16 protein-coding genes are annotated in these 15,832 nt (G+C 65.0%); 13 read left to right on the top strand and 3 right to left on the bottom strand.

Annotated elements, in window-relative coordinates; all coding sequences use genetic code 11:
• Positions 1-119: 119 nt before the first annotated feature.
• Positions 120-902: a hypothetical protein gene (locus HZB53_20080; protein ID MBI5879953.1), complete on the bottom strand. Its 783-nt coding sequence runs from the start codon at positions 900-902 to the stop codon at positions 120-122.
• Between the two features lie 510 nt (positions 903-1,412).
• Here HZB53_20080 and HZB53_20075 point away from each other — a divergent pair.
• The 13 genes from HZB53_20075 (at position 1,413) to HZB53_20015 (ending at position 10,134) form a co-directional block, all read left to right on the top strand.
• Positions 1,413-1,589 carry a hypothetical protein gene (locus HZB53_20075; GenBank protein MBI5879952.1) on the top strand — a complete coding sequence of 59 codons (177 nt, stop codon included), beginning with the start codon at positions 1,413-1,415 and terminating at the stop codon, positions 1,587-1,589.
• A gap of 487 nt (positions 1,590-2,076) precedes the next feature.
• On the top strand, positions 2,077-2,286 hold the full coding sequence (locus tag HZB53_20070) for a hypothetical protein (protein ID MBI5879951.1): 210 nt from the start codon (positions 2,077-2,079) through the stop codon (positions 2,284-2,286).
• Between the two features lie 136 nt (positions 2,287-2,422).
• Positions 2,423-3,106, top strand: a complete 684-nt coding sequence (locus tag HZB53_20065) for a hypothetical protein (GenBank protein MBI5879950.1) — start codon at positions 2,423-2,425, stop codon at positions 3,104-3,106.
• A gap of 84 nt (positions 3,107-3,190) precedes the next feature.
• Complete coding sequence (locus HZB53_20060; protein ID MBI5879949.1) at positions 3,191-3,391, top strand: hypothetical protein; 201 nt, start codon at positions 3,191-3,193, stop codon at positions 3,389-3,391.
• 54 nt (positions 3,392-3,445) lie between these two features.
• Entirely contained in the window at positions 3,446-3,685 is a 240-nt protein-coding gene (locus tag HZB53_20055) for a hypothetical protein (protein MBI5879948.1), read from the top strand.
• Between the two features lie 156 nt (positions 3,686-3,841).
• Positions 3,842-4,267: a hypothetical protein gene (locus tag HZB53_20050; GenBank protein MBI5879947.1), complete on the top strand. Its 426-nt coding sequence runs from the start codon at positions 3,842-3,844 to the stop codon at positions 4,265-4,267.
• 2 nt (positions 4,268-4,269) lie between these two features.
• Complete coding sequence (locus tag HZB53_20045) at positions 4,270-5,787, top strand: bifunctional DNA primase/polymerase (protein ID MBI5879946.1); 1,518 nt, start codon at positions 4,270-4,272, stop codon at positions 5,785-5,787.
• 190 nt (positions 5,788-5,977) lie between these two features.
• Positions 5,978-6,451: a hypothetical protein gene (locus HZB53_20040; protein MBI5879945.1), complete on the top strand. Its 474-nt coding sequence runs from the start codon at positions 5,978-5,980 to the stop codon at positions 6,449-6,451.
• 74 nt (positions 6,452-6,525) lie between these two features.
• The gene (locus HZB53_20035) at positions 6,526-6,729 is read left to right on the top strand and encodes a helix-turn-helix domain-containing protein (GenBank protein ID MBI5879944.1); all 204 of its coding nucleotides are present in this window, start codon (positions 6,526-6,528) and stop codon (positions 6,727-6,729) included.
• A 197-nt stretch (positions 6,730-6,926) separates the two neighbouring features.
• Positions 6,927-7,988 (top strand): hypothetical protein, encoded by a 1,062-nt coding sequence (locus HZB53_20030; GenBank protein ID MBI5879943.1) that lies wholly within the window; start codon positions 6,927-6,929, stop codon positions 7,986-7,988.
• 87 nt (positions 7,989-8,075) lie between these two features.
• Positions 8,076-8,312, top strand: coding sequence for a hypothetical protein (locus HZB53_20025; GenBank protein ID MBI5879942.1), 237 nt, complete (start codon positions 8,076-8,078; stop codon positions 8,310-8,312).
• Positions 8,309-8,539: a hypothetical protein gene (locus HZB53_20020; GenBank protein ID MBI5879941.1), complete on the top strand. Its 231-nt coding sequence runs from the start codon at positions 8,309-8,311 to the stop codon at positions 8,537-8,539. Before HZB53_20025 ends, HZB53_20020 begins: the two co-directional genes overlap by 4 nt.
• Positions 8,536-10,134: a recombinase family protein gene (locus HZB53_20015; GenBank protein MBI5879940.1), complete on the top strand. Its 1,599-nt coding sequence runs from the start codon at positions 8,536-8,538 to the stop codon at positions 10,132-10,134. Before HZB53_20020 ends, HZB53_20015 begins: the two co-directional genes overlap by 4 nt.
• Here HZB53_20015 and HZB53_20010 read toward each other — a convergent pair.
• Both HZB53_20010 and HZB53_20005 read right to left on the bottom strand, forming a co-directional pair.
• Entirely contained in the window at positions 10,055-11,752 is a 1,698-nt protein-coding gene (locus HZB53_20010) for an exo-alpha-sialidase (protein ID MBI5879939.1), read from the bottom strand. The two genes, HZB53_20015 and HZB53_20010, sit on opposite strands and share 80 nt — an antisense overlap.
• A 143-nt stretch (positions 11,753-11,895) precedes the next feature.
• Positions 11,896-15,504, bottom strand: coding sequence for a GAF domain-containing protein (locus HZB53_20005; GenBank protein ID MBI5879938.1), 3,609 nt, complete (start codon positions 15,502-15,504; stop codon positions 11,896-11,898).
• Positions 15,505-15,832: the final 328 nt, after the last annotated feature.

The raw sequence follows: 15,832 nt of genomic DNA, 5'->3' as shown, positions 1-15,832 counted from the left end.
TAGCTTTGCCCCTTCTCCCCCGCGCGCGCGGGGGAGAAGGGGCAGGGGATGAGGGGGCATATTGGCAGCCGACTCCAAAATGAGAATTGCTGCAGCGGGGCGGTTCGCTTGCCGGGTGCTCACTCCGTTGCGTAGCGCGTGTTGGCGCAGGCGGCGCCGCACCGCCGTATCACCGCCAGCGCGGCGTCAATGCGCGGCTCGGTGGAGACCACCGTCCGGCCATCCTTCAGCCAGAGCGTTACCTCCAGCGCATGGGTCTGCATGATTTCGCTGGCCTGCCCGGCGAGGATCAGCGCCTCGGCGTCGCTCCATGCGACACGCGGGTGCGGCGTCGCCACCTGCGGCAGCGTCGAGACCGTGTTGTCCTGCGTCAACGTAAACGACGCCTCGACTGAGTTGGCGACGACCGTGTAGGTGCCCCTCGGCAGGCCCTGCATGCTCAACTCGACCACGTCCTCGAACGGCACGAGCGCCATGGTGCACATCGCATCGGCCGGGCGCTTTGTGTTGACCGTAATGATGAAGCGGTTGCCGTCGCGGCCTTGCACAATCCCGGCGATGCTCGTGCAGCCGTCCGGGAAGGCGCCGCGCACGACCGCTTGCACGCGCGTCGGAACGCCCTCAAGGATGCGGACCTGCACGCTCTCGATGCGTGCCAGCGTCATCAGCGGCGGCCGCAGCGTGGCCGCTCCCGGCGCGCCGCCGCTGGCGGGTGTGGCGGTCGGCGGGGTCGGGCGCGGCGTTGCCGATGCGATCGGCGTGGCGGTCGGTCGCCCGGCCTGCGCGGTCGGCCAGCCGGTCGGCGGCGGTGGGAAGTCATTGGGCGTAGGCACCGGGGCGCCGCACGCGGCGAGCGCGGCGACCAGCGCGAAGCTCGCTACCAGCGTAATTCGAATGTCCATGTGGGTCTCTTGCCTGACGGAAGAAAGTGTGCCGGGCCGATCGGCCCCGTCGGATACCGTCGGCTACTCGCTAGACGCTCGAATGACCGGGAAGGTTCCAGATTGCTCGGCTGTCGAGCAGATTCCGTCTGGTGCTCGCCTCGCACAATCCCCGGTCTGACTCGCTGGGAAAAAGTGGACGCTTCGAGCCGTGCGGTTCGAAGCGTCCAGGACTAACAAGGCGCTCTTCAGAATATCGTGATGCTGCTCTTACGGCAGCGATACTTTGGACAGACAGTGTACGGGACACGATAGCTACCCGACTTTCCATGTCGGCCATTATACCATTGGCACGACCGGCCGGGCCTGCCAAGCGCACGCCACGCCCTAGCGCCACGTTTGCGGCAGTCGGGGCATAGATGAACTGCCGCACGCCAAACGCGCGCCAGAGCGCACGCGGTGAAGCGTGGCGGGGCGTTGCGCGGGGGCGGCCGAAATATTAGCTTTTGTTAGCAGGCGCGAGGTAGCCACATGGCAAAGCGCATGACGTATGAGGACTTTACCGCCTGGCTGCGCCAGATGACGCCGGCACAGCGGCAGGCAACGGTACGGCTCGCCGAGACGCTCATACGCGAGTATCGGGCAACGCCGATAGCCGAGCGCCGGGACTTGCTCGCACGGTTCCGGGAACGGTTAAAGGTGCTGTGACACGTTGAAAGCAAACTCGCCCGCCTGGGGCCATCCTACGCACGATAGGGCAAAAAACATACCCAATTCCCCAATGAAAACAGGGGGTGAAAAATGGCGCATCACGTCCGGCAAATTGTCGGGGCAATTCCGCAGGCGGGCGGGCCTGCTGGTGGTATCGAATGTGCGCAATTGCGCACACGTGGCAATTCCGCAGGCGGGCGGGCCTGCTGGCAAAGGCTAGCATTTCTGACGCGAACCGCGCCAAAAAGCGCCTTGCTCGAAACGGGCAGGCCGCCGTTATTTGGGCTGAAAGTGGGGGTTATGTCCTATTTGGCGTGTTTTATTGCGCGACGGTTTGCGGGCCATATGCGGGAATGCCTGTGCCTATTGGCGTTTCTCATGCCCGAAAACTGTAAACCTAGCCGAGGCACGCACTATAGCTGTTATGTCAAACTGCATTATACAGAATTTGACATGTAAAGTAAACCGGGAGTATACTGTAGCCATGACGAAACGAAAGACACCCGCCAAGCCGACTACCCACACTATCGCCGCGCGCCTGCCGGCCGAACTCGCCGAGGCGCTAGACGCGCAGGCGGCGGCCGCCGGGCTGACTGTGACACAAGTTATCATCGGCCTGGTACGCGGCTATGTGGACGGGCGCTTTATCGTCGCCCTGCATGTCGGCGCGAGCGAACCGCCCGCAACGCGATAACGAAATAGAAACGCCGCACGGTGGGCTAACACCTGCGGCTATGGCCTAATGCGTGTACGCGCATCGGCAGGGAAATCATAGCACCTGCGCCCTTGCGTGTCCAATCACGCGAGGGCGTTTGTTTTGCGGGGGCAATATGGCAATCGTGCGCACGTTCAGGATAGAATCGACTCCAAAGGATTTTCAGGACTGGATTTTGAACACAAGCAGCCTATCCTGGCCGGGGAGGACAAGCTTCAAAACAGAAAGCGGCGAGATTAAGCTAGGTGGAATGCGCGCAGAGAGTGACAGGCATTGGTCAGTAATCGGGGGACATGTGACAGGCGGACAGGTCGAGATGTACGGTCCGTACATCGTGGTTGACGTGATTCCGATGAATAGCCGGGTAATCGAAGTGACTGCGCACCTAATGTACGACAGGCCAGACAGCCTGGTTCAATTCTTCAATCGGTGGCTATCTGAGATTTCGCGCGAATACGCCGATGCATCGAAGATAACCGGGCAGCAGCCGAGCGATGCAACCGGCGGGCCGCCCGCCACGCCAAGCGACGCCAAGCGCGGGCCGGGGCGCACGAAACTTGACCATACTGAGCTAATCTACCGGCTCGCGAAAGCACAAGAAGGTGAGGAACTAAGGGCGCGCGATGGGCGATACTGGAAAGAGATTGCTGAACAAATAGCCTGGAAACACGGTAAGGATAAAGCAGGTGTGAAGCTGCTAGAAGATGCACGACTTAGGCTTAAGCGCCATAAGGCCGACAAAGGGATAATGCGCGAGGTGAAAGCGCACAGGGAGAAGGAAAAGAAGAAAATACCCTAGCGGCTTTTTCCTTCCTTGCGGGCGTGCAATAATGGCTCATGTCAGTTAGATGACATGAGCCATTCGCATTTTACAGGGGGACACATGACGCGATTTCTAGTAACGTTTTCACGCGCGGAAGCCGAGGCATTAGCGCGCGTGTCATATTCGGAAATGCGCGACCCGCGCGAGCAAATCCGCTTTGTGATTCGCGGCGATTTGATGCGGCGCGGCTTACTGCCAGCCGAGGCCACGACGCCCGGCACGCAGGCCGCCGAGGGGGTGCGCGATGACGCCACAGCCTGATACCGGGGCGTGATGCCCCTAGGGGTTTGACCACTATCACGAACAGGGGGAATCATGGACGCCGAGTCGCTTGAATTCTTGATTGACTACCTGGCAACGGTGCTGCCAATCACAGATGACAACCCGATGGGGTGCGACTGTGAGGGCCGCTGCGACGCAGTGCGCCATACGCGCCGGTGGCTTGAAAAACACGATTTCGATGTGGATGTTTCAGTGCGGTGGCTTGAGCGGCACAATTGCATTTGCGACTGCATGATACGCCTAATGATGATTATTGATGTATATGCCGACTGACGCCGAGCGCGAGCAAGCGCGGCTACTAGCGCGCGCCTATTGGCTGATTCTCAATTGGCGGCCATCGGGGGCCGACGCTGCGCCGACTGCCAGCGCCGAACCGGCCGCCACAAGCACGCTGAGGCGCAGAGCGCCACGCGCCAAGCGGGGGCCGATATGCTGACAAAAGACAACCGCCCGGCGGGCAACCGGGCGGCCAATCCTGTGCGCGGGCGCGCATCACGTTCTAAGGCCGATGATAGCACCAACCGGCGCGCGGTGGTAATCCGAGTCGGGCGGGTGATAGTCGGGCATGTACGCGGCGATACCTTCTACAAAACGCTACGCGCCGGGCACTTCCTCACAAAGCCGCCGGCCATCGCATTCGACTTGAGCACGTTGCACGATGCCGAGCGCGCGGGCGCGCGGTGGGTGCATGTCACGGCCGCAGAGACCGGGCGCACTTACCGGGCGAGCATGGCTACGATTTGGACGCGCGGCTTTCGGGTAGCTCGCGGATTCGGTGAGCAATGGGCTTTGTCGCTCGCCGAGTGGGCGCACGACGGCGAGACAGTCGGCGCACAGTTGCCACTTTTCGATTGACCATGCGCCGCAACGTTGCCAGCGCCCGCGCGGTATATGTGGCGCTTGACTATGACCCTATTCCACTTGTGCCCGACGGCAAAGCGCCGCACGCATCGGATTGGCCGACAGTGCCGCCGGCAAAGCAATGGCGCGATGCGCCTGCCGACGCCAATATCGCGCTACGGTGCGGCGGCGGCTTGCGGCTGGCTGTATTGGACGCCGACGATGACGCCATGCCGGGCACCGCCGAGCGCATCGCACGCTACCTGGCGGGCATGGGCATAGACGCGGGGGACTGCCCGACGATTGCGACGCCGAGCGGCGGGCGACATTTCTACGTTCGCTTTACGCGCCCGCTATCCGGCAACGCGCGCAACCTGTCGCCCGACATGGGCAAAGGCGAACTGCGTTTCGGGTGCGGCGCGTATGTGGCCGCCCCGCCGTCCACCATCGGGCAGGCACGTTACCAATTGACCGCCGGCGATTGGCGGCAGTTGCCGCCGATTGACCCGCGCGACCTGTTGCCCATCGTGCCCACGCTCGAAACGTCGGCGCAAGTTTCCGCAGACACGCCCGCCCGCGCGCGCTTCTCCCGCCGAGCATGGGCGTTATTGAGCGGCGAGGGCATTGACCGTTACCCGTCACGCAGCGAAGCCGAGCAAGCCGTCATCACGTCGCTTATCAATTCGGGCTTTGACTTCCCCGGCATTCTGTCGCTGTTCATTCGCTACCCGGCCGGGGGCAAGTTTGCAGAACTCTACGCCGCGTCGCCCAAACGCGCCGAGGCTTACCTACGCCACTCATTCGGGGCGGCGGCACGCTACGCGAGCGCCCACACGTCCCCCGCGCGCCAGATGGCCGCGCAAGCTATCGCATGGGCAAGCGCGCGCGCATGGCCCGGACGCACCGGCGCAACCGATAGAGCTGTCTTTCTCGCCCATGCCAATATCGCACACACAGCCGGGGCCACGCTCTATGCCGCACCCTGCCGCACGCTGGCAGAACTCGCGCAAGTGGACAAGTTGACGGCTTCACGCGCCACGCATCGGCTAGTAACGGCTGGTATGCTGGCTGTCGAAAAACCCGCTACCGCCACGCTGTCAACCGTCTTTCGGCTTTCGCCCGCCCTTACAACTGCGTACACTTCCATACCCCTTCCTGTGAGGAAGTGTACGCATGTCGCATTTCGGGGCGACAAGACGGCCGGGCAAGTGTGGGGGGAACTGCAAAGCGGCGCGCTAAGCGTGGCCGAACTCGCCGAGCGTACCGGACGCGGCACAGCGACGATAGCGCGGGCGCTGGCACGCATGGCGCGCATTGTGGACGCCCGAACAGGTGAGGTATGGGCAATCGTCACGCGCGAGGGCGAGACGTGGCGCGCGTGTGAGGGTGCGGATTTGGAGGCCGTCGCGCGCGCGAATGGCGCGGCAGACGCCGCCGAGCGGCAACGTCAACGGCACGCCGAGGAACGGCGCGAGCGCAAAGAGATATTTGGGAGCCGCGCCGCGCCGCGCGAAGAGAAGCGAAACGCGAATTGAGGGGCTTGCTCAAGGTAAGCATACGGTATACCAATGGCATACCATTGGTTAACCCATGAGGGGCCTGTGAAAATCACGCTGACATGCCCTGTATGCGGCTACCAGTGGACGGTAACGGAATGGACGCCGCGAGCGGTGCGGTGTCCCAAGTGCGCCCGTTTAGACGGCGCAATATCGGAGGCAAGGCAAGATGACAGACTATCGAAACGCAGACGGCACATTCACGGCGGGCAATCCGGGCGGACCGGGCCGGCCGCCGAGAGCGACAGAGCGCGCGTACCTGGCGAGCATGGCCGACAGCATCACGCTTGACGATTGGCGGCAGATTGTGGCGCGCGCGGTGGCCGACGCCAAAGCGGGCGACAAGTCGGCGCGCGACTGGCTATCGCGCTACCTGTTGGGTGAGACGCCCATCACACTTACCGAACTCGCCACGCGCGAGGCAGCGGGCGTCACGCCCGAAGAGGAAATCGGGGCGCTTGCCAAAGATGACGCGACGCCCGGCTTTATGAAAATCGGCTCGCATACCCTGATTGAGTTGGCGCTTGACTACCGCAAGGAACAGGCCGCGCAGGACGCGGCGGCACTCGCCGCACAGGACGCCGAGCGCAAGCGGGAAGCACGCCGGGCGGCGCGGCTGGCAGCAACGGCCGGCGGCGAGTAGGGGCAAGCCGGGCGCACCTTCACAACCGCATAGCCACGGGGTATAATCGCGGTACACTGGAATTGGGGGCGATTATGGCGCAGGACTGGATTACCACACGCGCGGCCGCCGAGTTGAGCGGGTATCACCTTGACCACTTGCGGCGCATCATTCGCGCCGGCGAGGTTCAGGCGCAGAAGTTTGGGGAGACATGGCAGGTTAGCCGCAAGTCGCTACTAGCCTACCTGAAAGAGCAACGCGCCAAAGGCGAGCGGCGCGGGCGAAAGCGCAAGGTTTGACAAGCTATGGTATAATTGCCTTGAAGTAAGACAATTGAATCCGTAAGACGTGCCGCGCAAGTGTTGGACGCACTCCCACGGCACTAACCCAACCGCTACCAGAGATAGCGACAGGGCTGACTGCATTTTACTCGAATGCGGGCAACCTGCCTACCTATGGCGGGTTGCCCGCTTTTTGTTTGGGCGGCGAGGTTCGCATGAAACACACGGCAACACTAACCGCATGGCTGATACTCGCGCTGGCGCTTGTGGCCTGTGACGGCACAGACACGCCAGACCTGAGCGCCACGGCCGACGCGGCCGGCGCGCAGATGCAAGCGGCCCGGCGCGCACAGACAGCCACGGCGAGCGCACAGGCGGCGCGGGCAACCGCCGAGGCTCGCCAGACACGCCAAGCGCAGGACGCCGCGCAGGCGACGGCCGCCGCCGAGGCCAAAGCGACCGCACAGGCGCAAGCCGCTTACGCATTCCGCATGACCGCTACCGCCGACGCGCTGGCACTCGCCGAGCGGCAGTCACAGGCAACCGCAACCGCCGAGGCGCAGGCCATCACGCGCGCGCGGGCTATCGCCGAGGCGACGGCGAGCGCGGCCAATCTTGAGCGGGCGCAGCGGCAGGCGGCGCAGGATGCCGAACTCGCACGGCGCGCGGCTGACTTCTACGCGGTGCTGTGGCCTGTGGCGCTTATTGCAATTCTCGCCGGCATCGGTTGGGGTGCATGGCTTGCCTACCGGCAGACGTTGGAGGGGCGGCGGCTGCGCTATTCGATTCTGGAAAGCCGGGCCGGGACGGTTGTCTTTGTGCGGGACGGCAACACACACGCGGCGCAGCTACTTCTACCGCCCGGACTACCGGACGCGGGCGACTTTGACGCCAGTCAAGCGGCCACGATTGACGCCGAGGCCGACATGCTCACGGTACACACGGCGCAGGGCGTTACCGTGATGCCAAAGACAAACCCGCAGGACGGCGAGCGCGAGGCGGCCCGCCGGTTGACCATGCGACTACTACGCGCGGCAATCTCCAAAGCGGGGGCGTCGGCCAACCGCATACCGCCGGCGCGCGAGTTGGGATTGCCGCCGAGTCTGTGGGTGCGGGCGGTGGCGATGCTCAAGCCGCATGTCACGACGAAACAGGGCCGGGCGGGCGGCACATTCCTTGAGGCGCAGTACCCGACGCTGGCAAGTCTCTATGATGCTGTCGGCTCGCGGCGGCTGACTACCGCCCTTCCGCACGCAGGGGACACGGCAGGCAGCTAAACGTTACAGCGAATGAATCGAAGCGAACACGGCGAAACGAAAATCGAAACGGCGCGCGAGCGCCACACACACAAGGAGGCTACACACATGGCAACCATTCACGAACTGGCACGGCAGATAGCGGCCCGGACGGGCGACATGCGGGCCGCCGACGTGTTGCATTCGAGCGCACCGCAATTGCGTTATGACTTTATCGCCGGGCAAGTCTGCGCCGATTCCGCACTCGCATCGCAATTCACGGCCGCCGAACTGGCGGCCATCGTCGCGGCGATTGCCGATTCGGGCAAGCGCGCCAAAGCTGCGCGGGACGTGAGCGGGGCATGAGCGGGCTTGCCGTTTGGTTCGCGGGCGACATAGCTAACACGCTGCGCGCGATTGACGCGGCGCACACGGCCACGGCCTGCCGCATGGCGACTAACGCGCAGGACGCCGCATACCGCGAGGGCTACGCCGATGCCCTGCGGGCCGTGGCGCTGGCGTTCGGCATTGTCGGGGCGGGTAGTGAACCGCCCCGGCTCACGATTGACGCGGCATATCGGGGGCGACAATGAGCAAGCGGGCGATTCTCTATACGCGCGTGTCAACCGATGAACAGGCCGAAAAGGGCTACAGCCTGCCTACGCAGTTGGCGGCCTGCCAGAAGTATGCTGAGGCGCAAGGCTTTACGGTAGCAGCCACATTCGCGGATGACTATACCGGCAGCGTGCCGATAGAGTACCGGCCGGCGGGCAAGCAGGCTTACGAGATGCTCAAGAGCGGCGAGGCCAACGCCCTGATTTGCTATGCGGTTGACAGGCTAGTGCGGCCGCCCGAAGAGGGCGACGAATGGGACACGCCCATTCTGATACGCGGCCTTGCCAAGTTGGGCAAAGAATTGCACGTCTGTAACCGGGGCCGGTTGGGTACGAACTTTGGCGAGCTATTGCTTGCCTTGCTTGAGGCAAAGAGCGCCGGTGATGAACGGCGCAAGATTGTTGAGCGCACAGTGCGCGGCAAAGTTGCGAAAGCGCAGGCGGGCAAGTGGGTTGGGGGTGGGCGCGTGACTTATGGGTACTCCAAAGAGGGCGCGAAAAAGACGGCGCGACTTGTGATTGACCCGGACAAAGCCGAGGTCGTGCGGCGCATTTTCGATATGTACCTGGGGCGCAACGGGCATAAGAAAATGCCGCTGCGCCAGATAAGCGCGTCGCTTATGGCGAGCGGCGTGCAATCTCCGCTTAAGTCTAAGGGGTGGTATCCAAGCACGCTCAAGAAACTGCTTGTAAGCAAACTGTATATTGGCGTCGTGTCTTACATGGGCCACGAAACGCACTTCCCCGAACTGGCAATCATTGATGGCGCGACATTTGAGGCCGCGCAACGCCAACGCGAGCGCAACCGCCAGACTTATCACGGCCCGCGCAAACGCGACTATCTACTAACCGGGCATTTACGGTGCCGCTGTGGCCGACGCATGGCAGGGGCCAATGTCAACAAGTATGGCTACTACGTCTGCAATCGCCACACCGAAGGCGAGCACATGAAAAACGCGCTGTGCCATGAGCGTATGATTCGCTCGCCAGACGCCGACGCGGCGGTATGGGAGTGGGTGACTACCATTCTAGCCAACGCGCAACGGCTCGAAAGCGGGCTAAAGGAATTGGCAGCAACGCGCGCAGCCGAAACCGAAACGCAACGCGCCCGGCTCGCCGAGGCCGACGAATTGCTCGCGCATGTTGAGGGCAAGATACGCCGGCTCGCCGCGTCCATTGCTGAGACTGACAACGCGACGGCGCTTGAAGCATTGCGCGCCGAACTGGCAACGCAGGGCAAGCGCAAAGAGGAATTGAGCGCCAAGCGCGAGGCAATCGCCGCCGAGGTATCGCAGGGAGAGCTAACAAAGGCAGACCGCGAGCGTATCAAAGGCTTTGCGGCCCTGATACGCTCGCGGCTTAAGGATGCGCCGACTTTCGACGAAAAGCGCGAAATGCTAGAGCTACTTGACTTGCACGCAGAACCGCACGAAAGCACTCAAGGCCGCTGCCTGGCTGTCACCTGCGCGATTACACCGGGCGAGTCGGCTATACTCATGGCATACTCACCTTGGATACGTACGCGTCGCTGTTGCCGAACTGCGCCGGGCACACAAGGCCGGGCGCCGGCTTGATGGCTGGTGCGTTCGCGTAAGGATTCTGCCCCAGCCGGGTTGCCAGCCGGTCAGCCATATCGCCGCGAACGACGGAAGTGCCCGCGATCGCGGCCTGATACGCATCGACTGCCGGGCAGCCGACGCCGTTGCGGGTGTCCGTATAGATGAAGAACGCGGCGTTACTCGTAGACACCAGCGTATTGTAGTCGCCATAGAACTGCCGCGCCAGGTTGTTCTGGGCGCTCGCCGCCGGATCGGACGAGGCGTTGCTCACCTTGAGCGGCGCCGACCACGCGTTGCCGCCGTTGGCGCTGAACGTCACATACGAGTCGATCTGGGCGTTGCCGGTGCCGAACGTGCTCGCGTTCGTTGCCAGCAGCGCCTGGTAGCCGACGTCGACGCGGCCGTTGGGCGCAACGTCGAGGCCCTGGAAGAAGGCGTAGCCTTCGGCGGCCGTGCTGACCGTCGCCGGCGCGCTCCACGTCTGTCCGCGGTCGGCCGACTTGGCCACCACCACGCGGCCACCCGCCGTCGTGCGGTTGACCCACGCCGCGTACACCGTGGTGGTGCCCGCGCGCGGATCAGCCGCCAGGCTCAGGAACGAGTCGGTGCGGAAGTTCGCGCCCGGAATCGGATCAGTGATGTCGCTCACCGGCGCGATGGTTGCGGGCCGCGACCACGAGTTGCCGCCGTCGCGCGAGGTTGCGAGCACTTGCGCGGGGCCCTGCTCCCATGCGACGTACACGGCGCCGTCCGGACCGCTGCGCACCGCCGAACCCTGCCGACCGTTGCCCGTGCCGTTGTTGCCGGCCGGCGATAGTTGCTTTGGCGAAGACCACGACGCGCCGCCGTCAGCCGAGACGGCCACCGCGATCGGCTCATTGCCGTAGCCCGTGAACGTCGCGGAGCGGAACTGCGTCCACGTCACGTACGCGCGGCCGAAGTACGGGCTAGACGGCAGGCGATCGACCCAGATCGCTTCCTTGTCGTTGAAGTCGTTCGGGTTGTTTTTTGTGACGACGATGACCGGCGCGCTCCACGTGCTCCCGTTATCGTCCGACCATGAGACGGCGATCAGTTCCGGCGCTTTTTGCGGCGGGTACGGGCTGCGGCCGGACTTGTACGAGGCGAGCGTGGCGTAATAGGCGCGCGCGCCGTTGGCGTAGCTGAAACCGCCCTGGCCATCCGGCTGCGGGCCGAACACGATCACCGGGTCGCCGTCGGAAACGAGCGCGGACGCCTGCCATGCCGGCTGGTCGTCCAGCAGTCCGAGGTTGGCCCAGGTCTGGCCGCCGTCGGTCGAGCGGTAGATGCCCGACGTGCCCACGTCCGGGAAGAATGAACAATCACTCGGCGCGGCGTTCGGACCGCGCACGGAGCCGGGGCCGCAGGGCGGCTGGCGCTGCTCGTCGTTCGAACCGGCCAGCACAATGCGCTCATCGGCCGGGTTGACGGCGACGGTCGGTTCGTTCTGTTTGTTGGTGGGGAACCTGGCGGTCAGGTTGGAGTTTGCGACGCCCTGCACCTGCGGGTTGTTGGCCTGCCGATCGATGAACGACGCGGCGCTGGCGGCCGTGGCTGCGGCCAATGCCAGCACCAGTAGCCCCGTGAGGACTGCCCTTCGGTAATTGCGCATCTTTCCTCTCCTCTCCCTGTGTGCAAAACGGCCGCGCGTCTTCGCACCGCACCGGGCGCGCGGCCGGCGCCTGCGTGCGGAACGGTCTCGTATTCATTCTAACGTTGGCTGCGATGCCAAAGATACTACCACGTCATGGCGCGTTATCCAACCGGTACCGTCTCGCCGTCCGCGCTGCCGGCGGCCAGCGGCAGCCACACCGTGAACGTGGCGCCTTCACCCGGCGCGCTGCGCACGTCGATGTGCCCGCCGTGTTTCTGCGCGATATCGTCGCAGATGGCCAGGCCGAGTCCCATGCCCGACTCCTTGGTCGTAAAAAACGGCTCGAAGATGTGCGGCAGGTCGTTAGCCTTTATGCCGTGGCCGCTATCGGCGAACATGACCCCGGCCAACTGCCCGTCCGCCGAAACGCGGCTGTCGATCGTGAGCGCGCCGCCCTGCGGCTGCATCGCATCGGTCGCATTGAGGCAGATATTGATGAAAACCTGGCGCAGCTGGTCGGCGATGCCGACCACGTGCAGCGCTGTGCCGGCGTCTGCCGAGTGCCACGTCACGTGCTGGTCGCGCAGGTGCGCGCGCAGCAGTTGCTCCACCTCGTCCAGCAACGCCGCCACATCGATCGGCAGCCTGATGGCGGCCGCCGGCCGGTAGAGCGTGCGCAGGCGACTGACCAGCTCCACCAGGCGGCGCGACTCGTTCTGCGCGATGTCGACATACTCGCGGCCGGGGCCGCCCGGCGGAATATCCATGGCCGCCAGCGACTGCGCGGTCAGGATCGCCTGCAGCGGGTTGCTGAGCTCGTGGGCCACGGAAGCCACCATGCGCCCCATCACCGACATCTTGTCCGCCTGCACCAGTTGGGCGCGGGTGCGCTGCTCCTGTTCCAGCGCGCGCTGCAGGTCGCGGGTGGCGCGCGCGTTGGTGACGGCGCCGGCGGCCTGCGCGGCCAGCAGCATCATCAAGCGCTCATCGTCGTCGGTGTAGGTCCGGGTGCTGTCGCCGTATTCGCTGATGGCGATGAGGCCGACCAGCCGGCCGCCGTACAGCATCGGAATGCGCATAACCGCCGCGAGTTCGGCGGACGCGAAGCGCGCGTCGTAGTAGGGCGATGCGTTGTAGCGGTCGGCGCGCAGGGTATGGCGCAGTCGGGCGGCCATGCCGGTGATGCCCTCGCCCACGCGCAGGCGCGAGCCGAACGGGAAGGGCGAGCCGATGCCGGTCGTCAGTTCCAGCGTGTCCGTCGCCTCGTCATACAGGTGCACGTTGCACGTCTGCGCATGGATCAATTCCATCGCGCTGCGCGCAATGGTCAGAAGCAAGTCATTCAGGTCCGGAGCGCCCATCAACTCGCCGGCGATAGTGCTCAACGATTCAAACTGGCGGGCGCGCTGCGCCATGTCGCCGGCCATCTGCGCATTGGCGAGCGCGATCGCCGCCACGTCGCCCAGCATCTGCGCGCGCTGCGCGTGCAGCGCGCCGTATGCGCCGGGGCTGGCGCTCGACAGCGACAAGAAGCCGATCACGCCGCTGCGACCGGTCACCGGTACGGTGACATTGGAGCGGGTCCATTCCACACCGGGCGCGATCAACCAGTGCGGATCGGTCGTCGTATCGCTGACTACGTGTGGGCGGCCGGTGCGCATGGCTTCAGACATGCTGTGCCACCGATCCACCGGTACGCGCAGCGCCGCGCTGGCGGCCGGCAGTGTGTAGTTCGCCCGCACGCGATATTCCTGGACGCGCAGCCAGCCATTTTCAAGCGGAAAGAATGCGGCCAGTTCGTAGGGCACCACCCGCCCGACGCTGTCCAGCACGTGGCGGATGACTTCATCGAAGTCGAGCGTGCTGTTGATGGTCGTGGCAATTTCCAGCATCGCCTCGGCCAGCGTGCGCTGCTCGCGCTCGGACTGGTATAGCCGCGCATTGGTGATCGCCAGCGCCGCCTGCCCACCCAGGCGGGCCAGCAAGCGCTCGTCGTCGGGGCTGAATGCGTTCGGCATTTTGCTGCTGATGCTGATGGTGCCGAGCGGCCCGGCGCCGCTGCTGATCGGCGCCGCCATCAACGCGAACGGGACGCCGCCGGCGCGGTCTCTCACGAAGCGCGGGTCCGCGTTCGCGTTTCCGGCGTTGATGAGTTGGTTGGTCGCAAACGCGTGCCCGGCGATTCCCTCGCCCGGCTGCAGCACCGGCGCAGTCATCGCGCGGTTCGTGTCCGCCGACCGGGCGGCCGCCCGCAGTTGCGTGCCCTCGGCGTTGGAGAGATGGATCGTGCCGGTGCGGGCGTGCGGTATCAGTTGCCGCGCGTAATCGACGATCATCTGGAGCACGCGCTCGAGATCGAGTGTGCCGGCCAGCGCGTTGCTGATCTGCACCATGGCGTCGCGCTCGTGCAGGCGCAGTTCCAGCGCACGGTGCTGGCGGGCCGTCACGGCGGCCAGCGCCGCCCGGTCGGCGATGCCCTGCAGCAGGTCGACGTCCGCCTGGTGGAACGGCGTGACCGAATCGGCGCGTATGGCCAGCAAGCCGCCGACCGTATCGCCGCGCGCGCGCATTGACGCGCCGACGATGCTCCGGAAGTCTACCCGGTCGAGCAGGGCGTGCACCGAAGCCGGCGTCGCGCCTTTCAGCATGGCCGAACTGACCACCGGCATGAAAATCGGCTTCCCGCTTCGAAGCTGGTAACCCAGCGAGTCGTCGGCCAGCGACAGCGAAGCGCCGGTCAGGTCGATGCCGCATTTGAGTGTGGATGGCTCAACACTGTGCATCGCGACAATCTCGTCGTCCTGCGCGTGCTCGCCAAAGATGATGAGCAGGCAGGTGGCGTCGAGCATCTCCGCCGTGCGGCGCGCGACCAGCGGCAGCACCCGGTCGATGTCGAGCGTGGCGTGCGCCAGGGCATCGCCCACCTCGGCCAGCGCCATGCGCCGCGCGGCGGCTTGCCGCTCATGCTCCGCCATGTCGTCGCGCTGGCCGACATCGATCACCACGTTGAAGATGCCCTGGATGCGGCCCTGTGCGTCGCAGATGGTCGTGATGCGCCATTCGCAGCGCAGCGTGCGCCCGTCTTTGGCCGTGCAGGCCTCGACGCTGGCGACGGTCAAGCCGCCGGCCTGCACACGCGACAGCACGCGCTGCATGCGCGGGCGCGCCTCCGGGAACATGATCAGCTCGTACGGGGTGCGCCCGTGCGCTTCGGCGGCTGCGTAACCGAACAGCCGCTCGGCGGCTCGGTTCCAGTGCGTGATGCGGAAATCCGGGCTGGTGATGATCAGCCCGGCCGGCATGCGGTCGAGGAGCGCGCCGGCGTGATCGATCCAGCGCGCATCGGCATCCGTGCTCAGCCGTGCATGCGACACCAGGTACAGGTTCTGGTCGAGACGGTTCAGGCGCGCGACTTGCATGAGAAACCAGACCGTCTGGCCGCCGATCGAGTGCGCATAGGGCGTCTCGAACAGTGCCTGGCGATCGAAGCGCACGGCGCGCCAGCCGGCGAGGAATTCGCGCGCGGCCACCTCGCTCAACACGTCCGCCGACTGGCACGCGTCGACATAGTCGGCGCCCGGGCCGGCGTTGTGCGGCGGGTCGCTGAACAGCATGCCGAACGCGCGCCATGCATCGTTCGCATACAGGATGCGCCCGTCGCCGTCCAGCACGGCCATGCGCGCGGGCAGCGCATCGTACGCCGCGAATGGGCGTGCTTCCGCGTCGGGTCCAGGAACAGGCGGTGACGTCTCTGAGGCGGTTGAATCCAAGCGAGTCTCCACACAGCGCGGATATGCGTGGGGCGCAATGATGCATGTAGTGTACCATAAGGCAGAGCGGACTGCATACGCGAGGCATAGGTCCGTCGGGGCGCGTGCAACGCGCCCCGAATATCGCGTCCGCCTCCCACGGGGCACATGCAATGTGCCCCTGCACACGGCGCATTTGCGCGTCCGCCTCCCAGGGCACATGCAATGTGCCCCTGCGCACGGCACCTTTGCGCGTCCGCCTCCCAGGGCACATGCAATGTGCCCCTACGTGAGGCGTATTTGCGCGCGCCCACACACGGCGCATTTGCGCGCGAGGCGGCTGGCCGCG

The sequence above is a fragment of the Chloroflexota bacterium genome (assembly GCA_016235055.1).
Taxonomy (GTDB): Bacteria; Chloroflexota; Anaerolineae; order JACRMK01; family JACRMK01; genus JACRMK01.
The sequence above is the reverse complement of the archived record's forward strand: the minus strand, read 5'-3'. Positions and strand labels throughout refer to the sequence as shown.

What these genes read in the sequence shown, in the direction of transcription:
- HZB53_20080 (MBI5879953.1), bottom strand. Translation starts at nt 902, where the DNA reads ATGGACATTCGAATTACGCTGGTAGCGAGCTTCGCGCTGGTCGCCGCG.
- HZB53_20040 (MBI5879945.1), top strand. Translation starts at nt 5,978, where the DNA reads ATGACAGACTATCGAAACGCAGACGGCACATTCACGGCGGGCAATCCG.
- HZB53_20055 (MBI5879948.1), top strand. Translation starts at nt 3,446, where the DNA reads ATGGACGCCGAGTCGCTTGAATTCTTGATTGACTACCTGGCAACGGTG.
- HZB53_20025 (MBI5879942.1), top strand. Translation starts at nt 8,076, where the DNA reads ATGGCAACCATTCACGAACTGGCACGGCAGATAGCGGCCCGGACGGGC.
- HZB53_20075 (MBI5879952.1), top strand. Translation starts at nt 1,413, where the DNA reads ATGGCAAAGCGCATGACGTATGAGGACTTTACCGCCTGGCTGCGCCAG.
- HZB53_20045 (MBI5879946.1), top strand. Translation starts at nt 4,270, where the DNA reads ATGCGCCGCAACGTTGCCAGCGCCCGCGCGGTATATGTGGCGCTTGAC.
- HZB53_20060 (MBI5879949.1), top strand. Translation starts at nt 3,191, where the DNA reads ATGACGCGATTTCTAGTAACGTTTTCACGCGCGGAAGCCGAGGCATTA.
- HZB53_20030 (MBI5879943.1), top strand. Translation starts at nt 6,927, where the DNA reads ATGAAACACACGGCAACACTAACCGCATGGCTGATACTCGCGCTGGCG.
- HZB53_20050 (MBI5879947.1), top strand. Translation starts at nt 3,842, where the DNA reads ATGCTGACAAAAGACAACCGCCCGGCGGGCAACCGGGCGGCCAATCCT.
- HZB53_20010 (MBI5879939.1), bottom strand. Translation starts at nt 11,752, where the DNA reads ATGCGCAATTACCGAAGGGCAGTCCTCACGGGGCTACTGGTGCTGGCA.
- HZB53_20065 (MBI5879950.1), top strand. Translation starts at nt 2,423, where the DNA reads ATGGCAATCGTGCGCACGTTCAGGATAGAATCGACTCCAAAGGATTTT.
- HZB53_20020 (MBI5879941.1), top strand. Translation starts at nt 8,309, where the DNA reads ATGAGCGGGCTTGCCGTTTGGTTCGCGGGCGACATAGCTAACACGCTG.
- HZB53_20035 (MBI5879944.1), top strand. Translation starts at nt 6,526, where the DNA reads ATGGCGCAGGACTGGATTACCACACGCGCGGCCGCCGAGTTGAGCGGG.
- HZB53_20070 (MBI5879951.1), top strand. Translation starts at nt 2,077, where the DNA reads ATGACGAAACGAAAGACACCCGCCAAGCCGACTACCCACACTATCGCC.
- HZB53_20015 (MBI5879940.1), top strand. Translation starts at nt 8,536, where the DNA reads ATGAGCAAGCGGGCGATTCTCTATACGCGCGTGTCAACCGATGAACAG.